The following is a 16,878-nucleotide window of genomic DNA, read 5'->3' as shown; positions in this document are numbered from 1 at the left end:
GCTTACAGCATGGCCGGAATGACGCGGTCGGGCGGGCGGTGGCCGTTCTGGAAGGTCATGATGTTGGCGATCACGCGGTCGCCCATGTCCTGACGGGCCTCGATCGTGGCCGAACCGAGATGGGGTAAAAGCACCACATTGGGCAGGCCGATCAGACCCGGATAAACATCCGGTTCCTGCTCGAACACATCCAGACCGGCACCGAAAATCGCCTTGGCCTTAAGGGCTTCGGCCAGCGCTTCCTCGTCGATCAGTTCCCCGCGCGCCGTATTGACGACAATGGCATGGGGCTGAAGCAGGCTCAGGCGTTCGGCCGATAACAGGTGGTGGGTTTCTTTGGTGGCCGGACAGTTCAGGCTGATGACGTCCATACGCGCCAGCATCGGGTCCAGATCATCCCACCATGTCGCGCCCAGTTCTTCGGCCAGCATGTCCGGTATGGGTTTGCGGTTATGATAGTGGACCTGCATGCCAAAGGCCTTGGCGCGGCGGGCCAGTGCCTGACCGATACGGCCCATGCCGACAATGCCCAGACGCTTGCCATACAGTTTGCGCCCGCACATCCATGTCGGGGTCCAGCCCTTGAACTGGCCATTGGTGACCACATTGGCCCCCTCGACGACACGGCGGCTGACCGACAGGATCAGCGACATGGCGATGTCGGCCGTATCTTCGGTCAGAACACCCGGCGTGTTGGAGACGATAATCTTTCGAGCCACGGCGGCATCGACATCAATATGGTCGATACCCGCGCCGAAATTGGCGATCATCTTCAACTGCTCGCCCGCGCCATTGATCAGGTCGGCATCGATGCGGTCGGTAATAGTCGGCACCAGAATATCGGCCCGTTGCAAGGCTGCCGCCAAGGCCTCGCGATCCATCGGTGTGTCTGTCAGGTTCAACTCGGTGTTGAACAATTCGCGCATACGCGTTTCTACCGCATCGGGAAGACGCCTGGTTAACACGACATTAAGCTTGCGGACGGACATAGGGTACCTGGGTTTCCTGCGGGTTTGGGGCCCGCCGATCTTTAGAGTCTGAATGTGTCTATCAAAGCTACGAGCAGGGTCAAAAACTTCCGTCGCCTCGGAATCGTAGCGGCCATGGCCGGACTGGCGGTTATGAGTGGTGGCAGCACCATCATGCCGTCTGGCCGAACCACCCCTACCGGACTGGAAATTCCCCGCTGGATTACCCTGAAGTCCAACCGTGTCCGGGCCAGACAAGGTCCGGGGCTGGATTACAATATCATGTGGGAATACCGCACAGCGGGCCTGCCTGTACAGGTCATTGCCGAAACCCGTGAATGGCGCAAAATCTGTGACCCCGACGGATCGGTGGCGTGGATTCACCGCACGGTCGCGTCTGGTCGCCGCAGCGTGTTCAACCGCACCGACGAAGTCCTGCCCATCCATACGGGACGTTCCGCAGCCTCCTCGGTGCGTGCAACCTTAAGTCCGCGCTCAATCGTCTCACTGGACGAGTGCGAGGACGGTTGGTGCCGCGTGCGCGCCCGTAAAATCAGGGGTTGGGTGGCCGAGGGCAGCGTGTTTGGCACCCAGACCCGCGCCCTGTGCAACGCAAACCGTCCCGCCGGTACAGGTCGTCACGAAGACTAATCCGGCGACTTAGCCAATAAAAACCTTGTTTTGATGGCTCCATTGTCCAAATTACGGCAATGGATGCGCTCTGGAGGGTCATGAGGCGACGGCTGCTGTTGAGCAGACACGCGGCGTCGTGTAACCCCCGAGCTAAAGCTTATCGGAGCCCTTAGACTTTGAGCCAGTCCCAATACCCCTCGTCGTTCGACCTTGAAGGTCTGCTGGCCTCCGGCCGTGGTGAACTGTTCGGCCCGGGCAATGCCCAGCTGCCCGCCCCGCCTATGTTGATGTTCGACCGTATCGTCACCATCTCCAATGAAGGCGGCAATTACGGCAAGGGCTATGTCGAGGCAGAACTCGATATCAATCCGGCCCTGTGGTTCTTCCAGTGCCACTTCATCGGCGATCCGGTCATGCCGGGCTGCCTCGGCCTTGACGCCATGTGGCAACTGGTCGGCTTCTATCTTGGCTGGATCGGTGGTCCGGGCAAGGGTCGCGCACTGGGCGTCGGCGAAGTGAAATTCACCGGTCAGGTCACGCCGGACATCAAGAAGGTGGTATACAAGATCCACCTGAAACGCGTCATCAACCGTAAACTGGTCATGGGTATTGCCGACGGCGTGCTCGAGGCCGACGGTGAAGTCATCTATACCTGCAATGACATGCGGGTCGGTCTGTTCGGCGCAACCGCCGAAAAGACCGAAGCGTAATCAACGATATAACGAGGAAACGCCTATGCGTCGCGTCGTCGTCACCGGCATCGGTATCGTCTCTTCCATTGGCACAGGTCAGGACGAGGTCGCTGCCTCGCTGAAGGAAGCCCGCTCGGGCATCCAGCATGCGCCGGACCATGCCAAATACGGCTTCCGCTCTCAGGTCTGGGCACCGCCCGCACTGGGTGCGACGGCCGAAGACTGGACCCCGCTGGTGGACCGTCGCGCGGCGCGTTTCCTCGCCAACGGCACCGCATGGGGCCACATCGCCTTCGAAGAAGCCTTGAAGGATTCCGGTATTGATCCGGAAGACATCAAGAACGACCGCACCGGCGTCATCGTCGGTGAAGGCGGCCCGAGCACGCAGGTCATCCTGCAATCGGCCCAGACCACAGTCGAAAAAGGCTCGCCCAAGCGCGTCGGCCCGTTCGCGGTGCCGAAAGCCATGGCATCGGGTCCGTCGGCTGTGCTGTCCACCTGGTTCCAGACCAAGGGCGTCAACTATTCGATCTCGTCGGCCTGCGCGACCTCGGCCCACTGCATCGGTGCCGCTGCCGAACAGATCGCATGGGGCAAGCAGGACGTCGTCTTCGCCGGTGGCTGTGAAGACATCGACTGGTCCATGTCGAACATGTTCGACGCCATGGGCGCCATGTCGTCCAACTATAACGACACCCCGTCGGTCGCCTCGCGCGCCTATGACAAGGACCGTGACGGCTTCGTCATCGCGGGCGGTGCGGGCATTGTTGTACTCGAAGAATACGAGCGCGCGGTTGCCCGTGGCGCGACCATCTATGCCGAGGTCACCGGTTACGGTGCCAATGCCGATGGTCACGACATGGTTGCCCCGTCCGGCGAAGGTGCCGAGCGCTGCATGAAGATTGCGCTCGAAATGGCCGGCAATCCCAAGATCGACTATCTGAACCCGCACGGCACCTCGACGCCGGTCGGCGATGCCAAGGAAATGAACGCGGTCCGCAACGTCTTTGGCGATGCCATGCCGATGATTTCCTCGACCAAGTCCTTGTCGGGTCACTCGCTGGGTGCCGCTGGCGCTCAGGAAGCCATCTACTGCCTGCTGATGATGAAGCACGGCTTTGCCGCCGAAAGCGCCCACATCGAGAACCTCGATCCGGACTTCGAGGGCATGCCCATCCTGCAGAAACGCCATGACGGCGAACTGAAGCATGTGATGAGCAACAGCTTCGGCTTCGGTGGCACCAATGCCACCCTGATCATGTCCAAGATCTGATTTTTCGGGGCCGCCAGTTTTTTACCGGCGGCCCCGAATACCTTTGAAAAGACACGGTTCGGTCCAGAACTTACCCGGATACGTATCAATGATCCTTGGTGTCGGCTCACTGGCACCGGATAGCTCCGGATCCTGAACAGCCCCCCCAGCCCCCTCCGGATTTATCCGCATATGGTTCTGGTGGGCCGACACCCCGCCCACAAAAAAGACCCGCTGAACCTCAGCGGGTCTTTTTGTATCGAGCGACGGTGTTTAGCGGGCCAGCTCGAAACGCTGTTCCTCGCCATCGCGATCAAGGGTTATGACCAGCTTGTCCTGCCCCTGCACCAGTTGACCAAACGTAGCCAGACTGTCGACCGCCGTGTCATTGATGCGGGTAATGACATCACCCGCCTTGATACCCGCCGATGCGGCCAGAGAACCGGCCTCGACAACCTGAACCTGCATCTTGCCCGACACAGGCTTGACCGTCATGCCACGCGCAATGGCTTCGCTCTGGCCCAGATACGTCTTGCCACCGACCGGTGCCTCGACCGTCAGCGCCGTGCGGGCTTCGCGGCCATCGCGCAGATAGACGACCGGCAGACGGGTGCCCGCCGTGGTGATACCGACCGAAGCCTGCACCGAGCCGCCATTGCTCATCGGGCGGTCTTGCAGGCTGACGATGACGTCGCCGCGCTTCAGACCGGCCTTTTCGGCGGACGAGCCGGGAATGACATCATGCACCACAGCGCCGCGCACGATATTCAGGCCCAGTTCGCGCGCACGCGGGGCCGTCAGAGAACCGACCACCAGCCCGACCTGACCGCGCTTGACCTCGCCATGAGCCAGAATCTGGTCCACCACAAAACGCATGATACGGGTCGGTACGGCAAAGGCGATGCCGTCATTGCCGCCGCCCATACCGCCCGACAGGATGGCGGTGTTGATACCGATCAGACGACCGCGGCTATCCAGCAGCGGCCCCCCCGAATTGCCCGAATTTACCGCCGCGTCGGTCTGGATATAGTCCTCGATCGTATCGCCGCGTCCGGTGCGGTTCAGGCCCGAAATCACCCCCATGGTCAGGGTCTGGTCCAGTCCCAGCGGATAGCCGACCGCAAAGGCCAGATCGCCGGTCTGGAGATCATCGGAGTTTACCTGCGCGACCTGCGCCAGTCCGCTGCCGCGCACGCGCAGGACAGCAATATCGGTGTCTTCGTCGGCCCCGACCAGTTCGGCATCGAGGAACCGGCCATCGGGCAGATCAATCGTGAAATTGCGCCCTCCGTCGATCACATGGTGGTTGGTGATGACGATGCCGTTGGCGGCATCGATAATCACACCCGAGCCGCCCTGAAGCGCCTTGGGGCCATCCTCCATACCCGACGAAGCGCGCCCCATCGTCGTGACCTTCACCACAGCCGGAAGCGCATGCTCGATGCCCGAGGCAAAGGAATAGACGCCGCGACGGGCGTCATAGGTCATGCCGCCGGTGCCGCTTTGTGCCACGGCCTGACTGCTCCATCCGGCACAGGCCACGACCGCCACCATCAGAGCGGGCAGGGCAACAGACAGGCTTGCACCGCGTTTGCGGGCTACAGGCAGGCATCGGGATGACATTCGGCTCTCCATATTGGTGGTGCCACAGGTTTCGGACACCAGCTTAAGCTGTGTCCGACCAAACCGGAAAGCCCGATGGCCTATATTTTGCGAACAGCAGCACGACGAACAACGGCGCTGCCGAACGCCCGTTCCCTGCGAGGGCGGGCATTTCTGCCCGCACCCCGCAAGGCCGTTATTAAAAGGCCGCTTCGCCCGTTATGGCGCGCCCCAGGATCAGGGCGTGAACGTCGTGCGCACCCTCATAGGTGTTCACGGTTTCAAGGTTCATGGCGTGACGCATGACGTGCAACTCGCCGGTGATACCGGCCCCGCCGTGCATGTCGCGGGCCTCGCGGGCAATGGCCAGAGCCTTGCCGCAGTTATTGCGCTTCATCAGGCTGATGGCTTCGGGCACCCAAGCGCCGGTATCCAGCAGACGGCCCAAGGCATAGGCGCCTTCAAAACCGAGGAAGATTTCGGTCTGCATATCGGCCAGTTTCTTTTGCACCAGTTGGCGTGCCGACAGCGGGCGGCCGAACAGGATGCGCTCGGACACATAGTCACGCGAGGCATGCAGGCAGAACTCGGCCGCGCCCATCGCACCCCATGCAATGCCGTAACGCGCCTTGTTCAAGCACGAGAACGGACCACGCAGACCCTGAACGCCCGGCAGGATGTTGGCTTCGGGCACAAACACATCGTTCAGGCCGATATCGCCGGTGATCGAGGCACGAAGCGACAGCTTGTCGCCGATCTTGCCCGTGGTGAAGCCCTGATAGTCGCGCTCGACAATGAAACCACGGATCTTGCCGTCCAGCTTGGCCCAGACGATCGCAAGGTCGCTGATCGGCGAGTTGGTGATCCAGTATTTGCCGCCGTTCAGGCGATAGCCGCCATCAACCGCCATAGCCGTCGTCTTCATCGACGCAGGGTCCGAACCGCCATCGGCCTCGGTCAGACCAAAGCAGCCGACCAGCTCGCCCGCCGCCATCTTGGGCAGGTATTTCATCTTCTGCTCTTCGGAGCCGAAGGCATAGATCGGGTACATGGCCAGCGAAGACTGCACCGACATAGCCGAGCGATAGCCGCTGTCCACCGCCTCGATCTCGCGCGAGATCAGTCCATAGGCGACGTGGCTGGCTTCGGAGCCGCCATATTGTTCCGGCAGCATGGCCCCGAGGAAGCCCATCTCGCCCATCTCGGTCATGATGGCGCGATCAAACGTCTCGTCGCGGAACGCGGCCACCACGCGCGGCAGCAGGGCATCGCGGGCATAGGCGCGGGCCGCGTCCTGCACCATACGTTCCTCATCGGTCAGCCGTCCTGTCAGATCAAACGGATCATCCCAGCGGAAGGTCTTTCCCGAAGCGTCGCCCATGGCATTCCCTTTTATTTTCTGTGTCTTGGGTGCAAGCTCACACCGATTTCATCACGATGCGACCACACGACCCCTGTTATCTTATTCCATTTAGGGCAAAATACCCCTGTCGGGTAGAGCAAGTCCCGACGTAACTTTCGGCCCTATGATCATGTCCAATCGCTTCCACCGTCTGTTTGTCGAACACCCGCAAGAGGTGAACGAAACCTATGTGGAGCATATGGGCGCTTCGATGGGCTTTTGCGGCAAGCTGTTGAAACTGGCCGGATGCGCCTTTGTCCACGCCATCATTCCGGGCCTGCACAAATCGACCGTTTCGGATGCCGTGCGTGAAATGGCCCCCGGCATGACCCGCCGCGCCCATGAAGCCCGCGACGAGCGCATGCGTAATGCCGGCGTGTGGGACGTCGGACTGTAAGTCTCAGTCCGGCATGTCCTGCCGTTTGTAGAAACCGTCCAACTGGCTGCCCATGCCGCATAGTTTGGCGGCGGCACCGTGGTCGGTGACAAACGCGCCTTCCGGTCCGATCATCACATCGACCTTGAGCGGGGTCGGGCCGATATCGTCAGCCGTCATATCGCCATAGGCACCGCTGGACGGGACCACGCGTCCGCGTACCACGCCGTCGAGGTCCTGCGGCCCTGCAATCGTTACGGCGCAGTCGGCTGCGGTTGCGGCTCCCGATGGACGGCCACCTGCCACCAGTGTCAGCACAAACTTCTCGCCGGTTTCTTCAAGCACCAGCGTGCCGCGCGAAGGATCGGTCCGCTCGAAGCGTGCGGCGGCATCACCCGTCGCAGCGGGCTTGGTCTCGCGCGCAGCGTCTTGGCTATCCACCGCAGCACTCGCCGTTTTCCCTGCCTCGGCTGGAGCTTCTGGCGCGACCGCGCCCGCCTCGTCCTGCCCGCTACAGGCCGTCAGTAATACGACCGAAGCCACTGCACATAAAATACGCATACGCACCCCCTACTTGATCCAAAGCCACAGCGCCCATGACAGGGCGACCATGGCCACGATAATCAACATTCCCGCAATCTGGAGCGGTCTCAGTCGTCTTGGCAAGCTGGTCGCGGGATAGCCCGAGACCATAACCGCAAACAGGGCAATCCCTCGACCCGCCCAGCGGGCCCGTGGTTCGGTCGGCACATCGTCGCCATCCGCTTCCATAAACTCGCCCTGCCGCGCCCGCTCCAATAGCTGGCGGGCGCGATCAACGTCATCGGCATAGCCCATCAAACGGATACCCAGCGCCCGCTGCATCAGCGGATCAAGCGTCGTCTGGAACCGCTCGGTGACCGACACCTCGATGTCGTGCGAGGCCAGAAACGCCGCCGCCAGATCGGCTTCGTACACATCGGTAAAGCGGGCAATTTCAACGAAGCTCATACGCTCACGCTATCAGTGCACCAGACAAAAGAAAACGGCGGCATCCGAAGATACCGCCGTCTCTATTTCCGGTGACCGGAAACCTGTTCTTACAGGTCCAGCAGAGCGCGCTGCGGGTCTTCCAGCAGTTGCTTGATGCGGACCAGGAAGGTCACGGCTTCCTTGCCGTCAACGATGCGGTGATCATAGCTGAGGGCCAGATACATCATCGGACGAATCTTCACTTCGCCATTGATGGCCATCGGACGCTGCACAATGTTGTGCATGCCCAGAATGCCCGATTGCGGGGCGTTCAGGATCGGCGTCGACATCAGCGAACCATAGGTGCCGCCGTTGGTGATGGTGAAGGTACCGTTTTGCATCTGGTCCATGGTCAGGGTGCCGTCACGGGCAGCCTTACCCAGAGCGCCGATGCCCTTTTCGATACCCGCCAGCGACAGGGTGTCAGCATCACGCAGAACCGGAACCACCAGACCCTTGTCGGTGCCAACGGCCACGGCAATGTCATAACGGTTCTTGTAGATGATGTCGGTGCCGTCGATCTCGGCATTAACCGCCGGGATTTCCTTCAGCGCCGCGACAACCGCCTTGGTGAAGAAGGACATAAAGCCCAGCTTCACGCCGTGCGACTTCTCGAACTGGTCTTTGTACTGGGCGCGCAGGGCCATGACATTGGTCATGTCCACTTCGTTGAAGGTCGTCAGCTGGGCCGCAGTGTTTTGCGACTCTTTCAGACGACGGGCGATGGTCTGACGCAGGCGCGTCATCTTCACGCGCTCTTCGCGGTCACCCAGTGCACGCGGAGCCGCCGGAGCAGCAGCAGCCGGAGCGGCGGCAGCAGCGCCGATAGCGGCAATCGCATCAGCCTTGGTGATGTTGCCCTTCGGACCCGAAGCGGCGATCGAGGACGGGTTCAGGTTGTTTTCCGAAACCACGCGCTGGACCGACGGCGACAGGTGCGCGCCCGATGCAGCCGGAGCCGCAGCCGGAGCGGCAGCCTTCGGTGCAGCAGCCGGTGCCGCAGCGCCCGAGGCCGAGATCTGTGCAATCACCTGGCCCGGGGTGACAGCTTCACCCGCTTGTACGTTGATGGTCAGAACGCCGGCTTCCGGTGCCGAGACTTCGACGGCGACCTTGTCGGTTTCGATTTCAACCAGCAGTTCGTCTTTGGCCACGGTGTCGCCCGACTGTTTCAGCCAGGTGCCAACCGAACCTTCGGCCACGCTTTCGCCCATGGTCGGGACAGCCACGTCAACGACAGCGCCGTCGGTCGAGGCCGCAGCAGCCGCCGCCGGAGCGGTTGCCGGTGCCACTTCGGCCGCCGGTGCCGATGCACCGGCCGCACCTTCGGTCACAGCACCCAGAACGGTGCCGGGAACCACGGTGTCGCCTTCAGCGGCATTGATGGCGGCCAGAACGCCGTCGGCAGGTGCGACGACTTCCAGCGAAACCTTGTCGGTTTCCAGCTCGACGAGGATCTCGTCCTTTTTAACCGCTTCGCCGACCTTTTTGGTCCACTTGGCGATCGTCGCTTCGGTTACGGATTCGCCAAGGGCGGGGGTCAGGATGTCAGCCATTTTTCGGGGCTCTTTTTCGTAACGTATTCAATCAGGATAAAATGCGGCGGTCGCTTAGGCCATGGCCTCGGCGAGGAAGGTCTCGAGTTCCTTCAGGTGGCGGCTCATCAAGCCCGCAGCCGTCGAGGCCGAAGCCGGACGACCGACATAACGGGCGCGTTTGGCCTTCACGTCCAGCTTCTCGAGCGTCAGCTCGATCCACGGATCGACGAAGGTCCAGCCACCCATGTTCTTGGGCTCTTCCTGACACCATACCAGATCAGCGTTCGGGAAGCGTGCCAGTTCCGCCGAGATCGACTTGATCGGCCACGGGTAGAACTGTTCCAGACGCAGGATGTAGATGTCGTTGATGCCAGCCTTTTCGCGGGCGTCGAGCAGGTCATAGTAAACCTTGCCCGAGCAGACGATGACCTTGCGGATGTCCTTGTCGGACTTCAGCGAGACACCGGCGACGCTTGGACGCAGCTCGGCATCGTCGCGCAGCACGCGGTGGAAGCTCGAACCCTCGGCCATGTCGGCGATGGTCGAAACGGCCTTCTTGTGACGCAGCAGCGATTTCGGCGTCATCAGGATCAGCGGCTTGCGGAACTCGCGGTGCAGCTGGCGGCGCAGGATGTGGAAATAGTTGGCCGGGGTGGTGCAGTTGGCGACCTGCATGTTGTTCTCGGCGCACTGCTGCAAGAAGCGCTCGAGGCGTGCCGAGGAGTGCTCGGGGCCCTGGCCTTCATAGCCGTGCGGCAGAAGCATGGTCAGGCCGGACATACGCAGCCACTTGCGCTCACCCGACGAGATGAACTGGTCGATCACGACCTGTGCACCGTTCACGAAGTCACCGAACTGGCCTTCCCACAGGGTCAGGGTGTTCGGATCGGCCAGCGAGTAGCCATATTCGAAGCCGAGTACGGCCTCTTCCGACAGGGCCGAGTCGATGACTTCGAAATGGCCCTGACCTTCGCGCAGGTTGTTCAGCGGATAGTAGCGCTGTTCCGTGGTCTGGTCGGTAATGCCCGAGTGACGCTGCGAGAAGGTGCCGCGTACCGAGTCCTGACCGGACAGGCGGATATTGTAACCTTCATCGACCAGCGAGGCGAAGGCGAGGCTTTCAGCCGTAGCCCAGTCGATGTTTTCACCCGTTGCCACGGTTTCGCGGCGGGCATCGATCACGCGCTTGAGCGTCTTGTGGACGTCCACGCTGTTCGGGATCGAGGTCAGGCGCGCACCGAAGTCCTGCAGCTTATCAGCTGCAACAGCGGTCGTGCCGCGCCATGCAGCGTCTTCCGGCTTGTCTGCGCCCAGACCCTTCCACTGGCCGTCCAGCCAGTCAGCCTTCTTGGCTTCGAAGGTCTTGCCGGCTTCGAACTCGGCGTCGAGGAAGGCCTCGAACTTGGCCAGCATGGCATCGACCTCGGCTTGCGAGATGACGCCCTGTGCGACCAGACGCTCCGTGTACAGCTCGCGGGTCGAGCGTTGCGCGCGGATTTTTTCGTACATCTTCGGCTGGGTGAACGTGGGATCGTCGCCCTCGTTGTGACCGAAGCGACGGTAGCAGAACATGTCCACCACCACGTCTTTCGCGAATTTCTGGCGGTATTCGGTGGCCACCTTGGCCGCGAACACGACAGCTTCGGGATCGTCGCCGTTGACGTGGAAGATCGGTGCCGCAACCATCAGAGCCACGTCCGACGGATAAGGCGTCGAGCGCGAGAAGTGCGGTGCGGTCGTGAAACCGATCTGGTTATTGATGACGAAGTGCAGGGTGCCGCCGGTGCGGTAGCCCTTCAGGCCCATCAGGGCAAAGCATTCGGCCACCACGCCCTGACCGGCAAACGCCGCGTCACCGTGGATCAGCAGCGGCGCGACCTTGGAGCGGTCCAGTTTCCATTCGGAATCCGGCTTGCCGATGTTTTCCGGCATTTCACGGATGTCGAAAGCCTGTTTGGCGCGTGACTTGCCCAGAACAACCGGGTTGACGATTTCAAGGTGCGACGGGTTGGCGGTCAGCGACAGGTGAACCTTGTTGCCGTCGAACTCGCGGTCCGACGAGGCCCCCATGTGGTATTTCACATCGCCCGAGCCTTCGATGTCCGACGGGACGCTCGAACCACCCTGGAACTCGTGGAAGATCGCCTTGTACGGCTTGCCCATAACGGCAGCCAGCACGTTCAGGCGGCCACGGTGGGCCATGCCGAAGATGATTTCGTCAACGCCCAGATTGCCACCGCGCTTGATGACCTGCTCCAGCGCCGGAACCATGGCTTCACCGCCATCGAGGCCGAAACGCTTGGTGCCGGGGAAACGCTTGTGCAGGAAGCGTTCGAAGCCTTCGGCCTCGATCAGCTTGGACAGGATGGCCAGCTTGCCTTCCTTGGTGAAGGCGTTCTTCTCGAACTTGTCGGCGCCTTCGATACGTTCCTGCAGCCAGGCCTTCTCGGCTGGCTCGGTAATGTGCATGTATTGCACGCCGATCGTACCGGTATAGGTGCGCTTGAGCAGGGCAACAATGTCGTTCAGCGACGCCGTTTGCAGACCCAGAACGCCGTCGAGGAAGATCTGGCGGTTCATGTCAGCGGCGGTAAAGCCGTAGAATTCCGGCGTCAGTTCCGGATGTACATGCGGCTTTTCGATACCCAGCGGGTCGAGATTGGCAGCAAAGTGACCGTTCACGCGATAGGCGCGGATCATCATCAGGGCGCGAATAGAGTCATGGGCCGCCGCGCGGACATGATCTGCGGTCAGCGCGCCATCAGCGGCTGCAGCCGGAGCAGCAGGACGTGCGCCCGGCTTGCCAGCCTTGGGATCCACCTTGGGAGCAGGCCAACGGCCGTCAAAGACAGCGGTTTCCTCGGTCGGCTCGTCGCCACGATTGCGGCCCCAAGAGCCTGCACCCGCCGCCTGCTTCACCAGTTCGGCATTGTCTTTCAGCTGATCGAAAAACGAGCGCCACTCACCCGGCACCGATGCCGGGTCATTGGCCCATTTCTCGTGCAGATCCTCAATGAAGGCCGCGTTGGCACCGTAAAGGAAAGAGGTCTCGGCAAAGACCTGATTCAGCCGACCTGCATCGTCCGCCATGTTTCTCACACATCCTGTTCCACCGTGTGCACCCACACAGCGCACACGACCGAAGTTCATATAGGCCCACTTTTACCGATGGTCATGGCCCTAGAATGGCCAAGTGGGCGGAAATTCGTCGAATACGGTACAAAAAGTGGCATTGCGCGCTTTGTGCACCGTAACAAACCCTCACAATGCGCGAAAATCGTTCTTTGCGCGTGAGAGAGCCTGTCAGAATGGACGTCTAGGCCCATACGGCTTCACCATTCCTTAACGCGCAAAAAAGGCGGCGGAACTATTGCTCCGCCGCCCTTCCTGTTCAGTATCAGCCTGTTGCCAGACCGAACGATATTAGCCCTTGAGGACTTCCATCAGGGTCTTGCCCAGACGCGCCGGCGACGGCGAGACACGGATGCCAGCGGCTTCCATGGCTGCGATCTTGGACTCTGCGTCGCCCTTGCCGCCCGAAACGACAGCACCGGCGTGGCCCATGGTGCGACCCTTCGGCGCAGTACGACCGGCGATGAAGCCAGCCATCGGCTTCTTACGGCCCTTCTTGGCTTCGTCGATCAGGAACTGAGCGGCGTCTTCTTCGGCAGCACCGCCGATTTCACCGATCATGATGATCGAGGTGGTTTCCGGGTCGGCCAGGAACATTTCCAGCACGTCGATGAACTCGGTGCCCTTGACCGGGTCGCCACCGATGCCGACAGCAGTGGTCTGACCCAGGCCTTCGTTGGTGGTTTGGAACACGGCTTCATAGGTCAGGGTGCCCGAACGCGAGACGATGCCCACATTGCCCTTCTTGAAGATCGAACCCGGCATGATGCCGATCTTGCACTCGTCCGGGGTCATGATGCCCGGGCAGTTCGGACCCAGCAGGCGCGAGTTCGAGCGGTCGAGGCGAGCCTTGACGCGCACCATGTCCTGCACCGGAATACCTTCGGTGATGCAGGTGATGAACGGGATCTCGGCTTCGATGGCTTCGATGATGGCGTCGGCAGCACCTGCCGGCGGCACGTAGATCACCGAGGCGTCAGCGCCGGTAACGTCCTTGGCTTCGGCAACCGAAGCGAAGATCGGCAGGGTTTCGCCGTGCGAACCGGTCCAGTTGGTGCCGCCCTTGGTCGGGTGCACGCCGGCAACCATCTGGGTGCCGTGATAGGCCAGAGCCTGTTCGGTGTGGAAGCCGCCGGTCTTGCCGGTCAGGCCCTGCACGATGATCTTGGTGTCTTTATTGACGAGGATGGACATGTGTCTGTTCTCTGAATTCTATGTGCAGGGCTTAGGCGACAGCGGCGACGATTTTCTGGGCGGCGTCGTCCAGATCGTCAGCAGCGGTGATGGCCAGACCCGACTCGTTCAGGATCTTCTTGCCCAGTTCGACATTGGTGCCTTCGAGGCGAACCACCAGCGGAACCTTCAGGCCCACTTCCTGAACTGCTGCGACAACGCCTTCGGCGATGACGTCACACTTCATGATGCCGCCGAAGATGTTAACGAGGATGCCCTCGACCTTCGGGTCAGCGGTGATGATCTTGAAGGCCGCAGCGACCTTCTCCTTGCCTGCGCCGCCACCGACGTCGCAGAAGTTGGCCGGCTCTTTGCCGTACAGCTTGATGATGTCCATGGTGGCCATGGCCAGACCGGCACCGTTCACCATGCAACCGATGTTGCCGTCCAGAGCCACGTAAGCGAGGTCCCACTTGGAGGCTTCGATTTCCTTGGCGTCTTCTTCGGTCTCATCGCGCAGGGCGCGGATGTCTTCGTGGCGGTACAGGGCGTTGCCGTCGAACGAGACCTTGGCGTCCAGAACGCGCAGGTGGCCATTTTCCATGACGATCAGCGGGTTGATCTCGAGCATGTCCATGTCCTTCTCGACGAAGGCCTTGTACAAGATCGGGAACAGCGACGTGCCGTCTTCAGCAGCCTGACCGGTCAGTTCCAGAGCGGCGTTGATCGCAGCAATGTTTTCTGCGGTGACGCCGGTTTCCGGGTTGATGGCGATGGTGTGGATTTTTTCCGGAGTGGCGTGGGCCACTTCTTCGATGTCCATGCCGCCTTCGGTCGAAACGACGAATGCGGTTTGACCGACCGAACGGTCAACCAGCAGCGAGCAGTACAGTTCGCGGGCAATGTCGGCACCGTCTTCGATGTACAGACGGTTGACCTGCTTGCCAGCTTCGCCGGTTTGGGCGGTGACGAGCGTGTTGCCCAGCATTTCCTTGGCGTGGGCGACGGCTTCTTCGATCGAGAAGGCCAGACGCACACCGCCCTTGGCTTCGGCACCCAGTTCCTTGAACTTGCCCTTGCCACGGCCACCGGCGTGGATTTGCGACTTCACGACATAGAGCGGGCCAGGCAGTTGCTTGGCAGCAGCTTCGGCTTGATCTGCCGAGGTGATAGCGACGCCTTCAGCGACAGGTGCGCCGTAGGCCTTGAGGACCTGTTTGGCCTGATATTCGTGAATGTTCATATTGGATCCGCGCCAGTGGAGAGGTTTGGGGAAACTTTGGTCGCGCTTATAGGCACCCGCATGGGGGCTAGGCAACCGTCTGTCTCTTTTAGCGCGCCAGCTATTTCAGCGTTCGACTAAAAAAGCCGGACAGTTCAACTGTCCGGCTCCATCTCAAAAAATATTTCCGCGCGTCGTGGCTAGTCGATCCAGTCCTTTGCCAGCGTCCGCGAGGCACAGAAGTGCAGCAAAGACGCCATCAGGTAGAAGGCCATGCCCGTATAGATGGCCCAGCGCAGGCTCTCCTCACCGAACATCGGACGCAGCAGGTCGCTCATCCAGCCGAAATAGAAAAAGCCGACCGCCAGTCCCAACAGGTTGTTGATCAGCAAAAAGATGGCCGAGGCGGTCGAACGCATCGGGGCCGGAGCCAGATGCTGGACCGCTGCCGTGATCGGACCCAGCCAGGCCAGGTTCAAACCCGTCGGGATCAGGAAGATCAGGAAGGCCAGCACCAGCGCCATGGCATGGCTGCCCCCGCCCGGCATCAGGCCGATCAGGGCCGGAGAGTTCATCGCCAGAATAAAGCACGGTGCCGAGATGATGAAGGCCACTGCAGGAACCAGCGGATAGGCCCCCTTGGACTTCTTGGCCATGCGGTCGGCAATCGCCCCGCCCATCCAGATACCCAGCAAACCACCGATCAGGGCAATACCGGCATAATACCAGCTGACCTGTGACAGGGTCAGGTCAAAGCTGCGCATAAAGAACAAAGGCAACCAGCCCGCCACGCCATAGCCGCACACCGACGAAGACGCAGCCCCCAGCGACAAGAGCCAGAAGCTCTTCTTCTTCATGATGACCGAGCCGGTCGTCTTGGCGATCCACATCGAAATGCCGATCACCGCCATCAAGCCCGCCCCGAAGAAGGGAATGACCGGATTTTGGACCCCAATCTTCATCAGCGACAGAACGCCCAGTGCGGCAAACACACCGGCAATACCAAAACAGACCAGCGCCACCTTGCGGCCCAGACCGGTGTCGGTCACCGCCTCGGCAACAACCGGAGCCGCAGGCACAGCCGCGATCTTCGCCATAGCGGCCGCAGCAGCGGCATCCGTGCCTCCACGCTTCGGATCACGCACCGTCAGACGAAGGATCGGCGCCACCAGCACACCCAGAATACCGACCACGATAAAGGCCGTCTGCCAGCCATACTTCACCGCCAGCAGACCCCCGATCAGTGTGCCGCCCGCCGTACCCAGCGGAATACCAAAGGCAAACGCCGCCATGGCCCGCGCCCGCTGGTTCGGCGGGAAATAGTCGGCGATCAGCGAATAGGCCGGAGCCACTCCCCCAGCCTCGCCTACACCCACGCCCATACGGAACAGGAACAACTGACCGAACGATCCGGCCATACCGCACAAGGCCGTAAAGCCCGACCAGACCGCCAGCGCACCGGTCATGATCCAGACACGGCTGGTACGATCCGCCAGCCACGCCAGCGGAATGGCCAGGGTCGAATAGACCGAGGCAAAAGCAATCCCGCCGAGCAAGCCGAACTGGCTGTCGCTCATCTGGAAATGCTCTTTCAGCGGCGCCGCCAGAATGCCGATAATCTGCCGATCCACAAAGTTCAGCATGTAAACAAAGATCAGGATCCCCAGCACATAATAGCGATAGGCCGGTGAGGGAGCCTTATCCTCGTCGCCAACCGGTATCTTGACGGTACCGTCTGCAGCCTGCCCCTGGCTCATGGCGCTTCCCCTTCCGAATTCTTCTTGTTTGTTGTGACGGTAATGGCGTCACAGCCGTCTGCAAAAAGAAAAAGAGCGGCGGTGATAACCGCCGCCCTTCTTCAAACATACTGGCTCAAA

Annotated in this window: 14 protein-coding genes; 4 read left to right on the top strand and 10 right to left on the bottom strand. The window is 61.1% G+C overall.

Features of this window, described 5'->3' with window-relative positions; genetic code table 11:
• Positions 1-2: 2 nt before the first annotated feature.
• Positions 3-989 carry a 2-hydroxyacid dehydrogenase gene (locus tag FHS64_RS04005; protein ID WP_167175961.1) on the bottom strand — a complete coding sequence of 329 codons (987 nt, stop codon included), beginning with the start codon at positions 987-989 and terminating at the stop codon, positions 3-5.
• Between the two features lie 54 nt (positions 990-1,043).
• Here FHS64_RS04005 and FHS64_RS04000 point away from each other — a divergent pair, with 54 nt between their 5' ends.
• The 3 genes from FHS64_RS04000 (at position 1,044) to fabB (ending at position 3,566) form a co-directional block, all read left to right on the top strand.
• Entirely contained in the window at positions 1,044-1,619 is a 576-nt protein-coding gene (locus FHS64_RS04000) for an SH3 domain-containing protein (RefSeq protein WP_341771069.1), read from the top strand.
• 158 nt (positions 1,620-1,777) lie between these two features.
• Positions 1,778-2,311 (top strand): 3-hydroxyacyl-[acyl-carrier-protein] dehydratase FabA, encoded by a 534-nt coding sequence (fabA, locus tag FHS64_RS03995; protein WP_167175959.1) that lies wholly within the window; start codon positions 1,778-1,780, stop codon positions 2,309-2,311.
• 25 nt (positions 2,312-2,336) lie between these two features.
• The gene (gene fabB, locus FHS64_RS03990; RefSeq protein ID WP_167175957.1) at positions 2,337-3,566 is read left to right on the top strand and encodes a beta-ketoacyl-ACP synthase I; all 1,230 of its coding nucleotides are present in this window, start codon (positions 2,337-2,339) and stop codon (positions 3,564-3,566) included.
• A 252-nt stretch (positions 3,567-3,818) separates the two neighbouring features.
• Here the strand turns inward: fabB and FHS64_RS03985 are convergent, their stop codons facing one another.
• Positions 3,819-5,168 (bottom strand): trypsin-like peptidase domain-containing protein, encoded by a 1,350-nt coding sequence (locus tag FHS64_RS03985; protein WP_167175955.1) that lies wholly within the window; start codon positions 5,166-5,168, stop codon positions 3,819-3,821.
• 178 nt (positions 5,169-5,346) lie between these two features.
• Complete coding sequence (locus FHS64_RS03980; RefSeq protein ID WP_167175953.1) at positions 5,347-6,528, bottom strand: acyl-CoA dehydrogenase family protein; 1,182 nt, start codon at positions 6,526-6,528, stop codon at positions 5,347-5,349.
• 151 nt (positions 6,529-6,679) lie between these two features.
• Here FHS64_RS03980 and FHS64_RS03975 point away from each other — a divergent pair, with 151 nt between their 5' ends.
• Positions 6,680-6,946 (top strand): DUF6356 family protein, encoded by a 267-nt coding sequence (locus FHS64_RS03975; RefSeq protein ID WP_167175951.1) that lies wholly within the window; start codon positions 6,680-6,682, stop codon positions 6,944-6,946.
• A 3-nt stretch (positions 6,947-6,949) separates the two neighbouring features.
• Here FHS64_RS03975 and FHS64_RS03970 read toward each other — a convergent pair whose 3' ends face one another.
• The 7 genes from FHS64_RS03970 to FHS64_RS03940 form a co-directional block, all read right to left on the bottom strand.
• On the bottom strand, positions 6,950-7,486 hold the full coding sequence (locus FHS64_RS03970) for a hypothetical protein (protein ID WP_167175949.1): 537 nt from the start codon (positions 7,484-7,486) through the stop codon (positions 6,950-6,952).
• A 9-nt stretch (positions 7,487-7,495) separates the two neighbouring features.
• Positions 7,496-7,915, bottom strand: coding sequence for a putative signal transducing protein (locus tag FHS64_RS03965; protein ID WP_167175947.1), 420 nt, complete (start codon positions 7,913-7,915; stop codon positions 7,496-7,498).
• 89 nt (positions 7,916-8,004) lie between these two features.
• Entirely contained in the window at positions 8,005-9,492 is a 1,488-nt protein-coding gene (gene odhB / locus FHS64_RS03960) for a 2-oxoglutarate dehydrogenase complex dihydrolipoyllysine-residue succinyltransferase (protein ID WP_167175945.1), read from the bottom strand.
• Positions 9,493-9,546: 54 nt separating this feature from the next.
• The gene (locus FHS64_RS03955) at positions 9,547-12,564 is read right to left on the bottom strand and encodes a 2-oxoglutarate dehydrogenase E1 component (protein WP_167175943.1); all 3,018 of its coding nucleotides are present in this window, start codon (positions 12,562-12,564) and stop codon (positions 9,547-9,549) included.
• A 333-nt stretch (positions 12,565-12,897) separates the two neighbouring features.
• Positions 12,898-13,800 (bottom strand): succinate--CoA ligase subunit alpha, encoded by a 903-nt coding sequence (gene sucD / locus FHS64_RS03950; RefSeq protein WP_167175941.1) that lies wholly within the window; start codon positions 13,798-13,800, stop codon positions 12,898-12,900.
• 31 nt (positions 13,801-13,831) lie between these two features.
• A complete protein-coding gene (gene sucC, locus FHS64_RS03945; protein ID WP_167175939.1) occupies positions 13,832-15,022 on the bottom strand; it encodes an ADP-forming succinate--CoA ligase subunit beta in 1,191 nt (396 codons plus the stop codon).
• 179 nt (positions 15,023-15,201) lie between these two features.
• Positions 15,202-16,758, bottom strand: a complete 1,557-nt coding sequence (locus FHS64_RS03940) for a spinster family MFS transporter (protein WP_167175937.1) — start codon at positions 16,756-16,758, stop codon at positions 15,202-15,204.
• Between the last annotated feature and the right edge of the window lie 120 nt (positions 16,759-16,878).

This window comes from Brevundimonas terrae, from assembly GCF_011761985.1.
Taxonomy (GTDB): domain Bacteria; phylum Pseudomonadota; class Alphaproteobacteria; order Caulobacterales; family Caulobacteraceae; genus Brevundimonas; species Brevundimonas terrae.
Note: the sequence above shows the minus strand (reverse complement) of the source record. Positions and strands in the feature narration are given on the sequence as shown.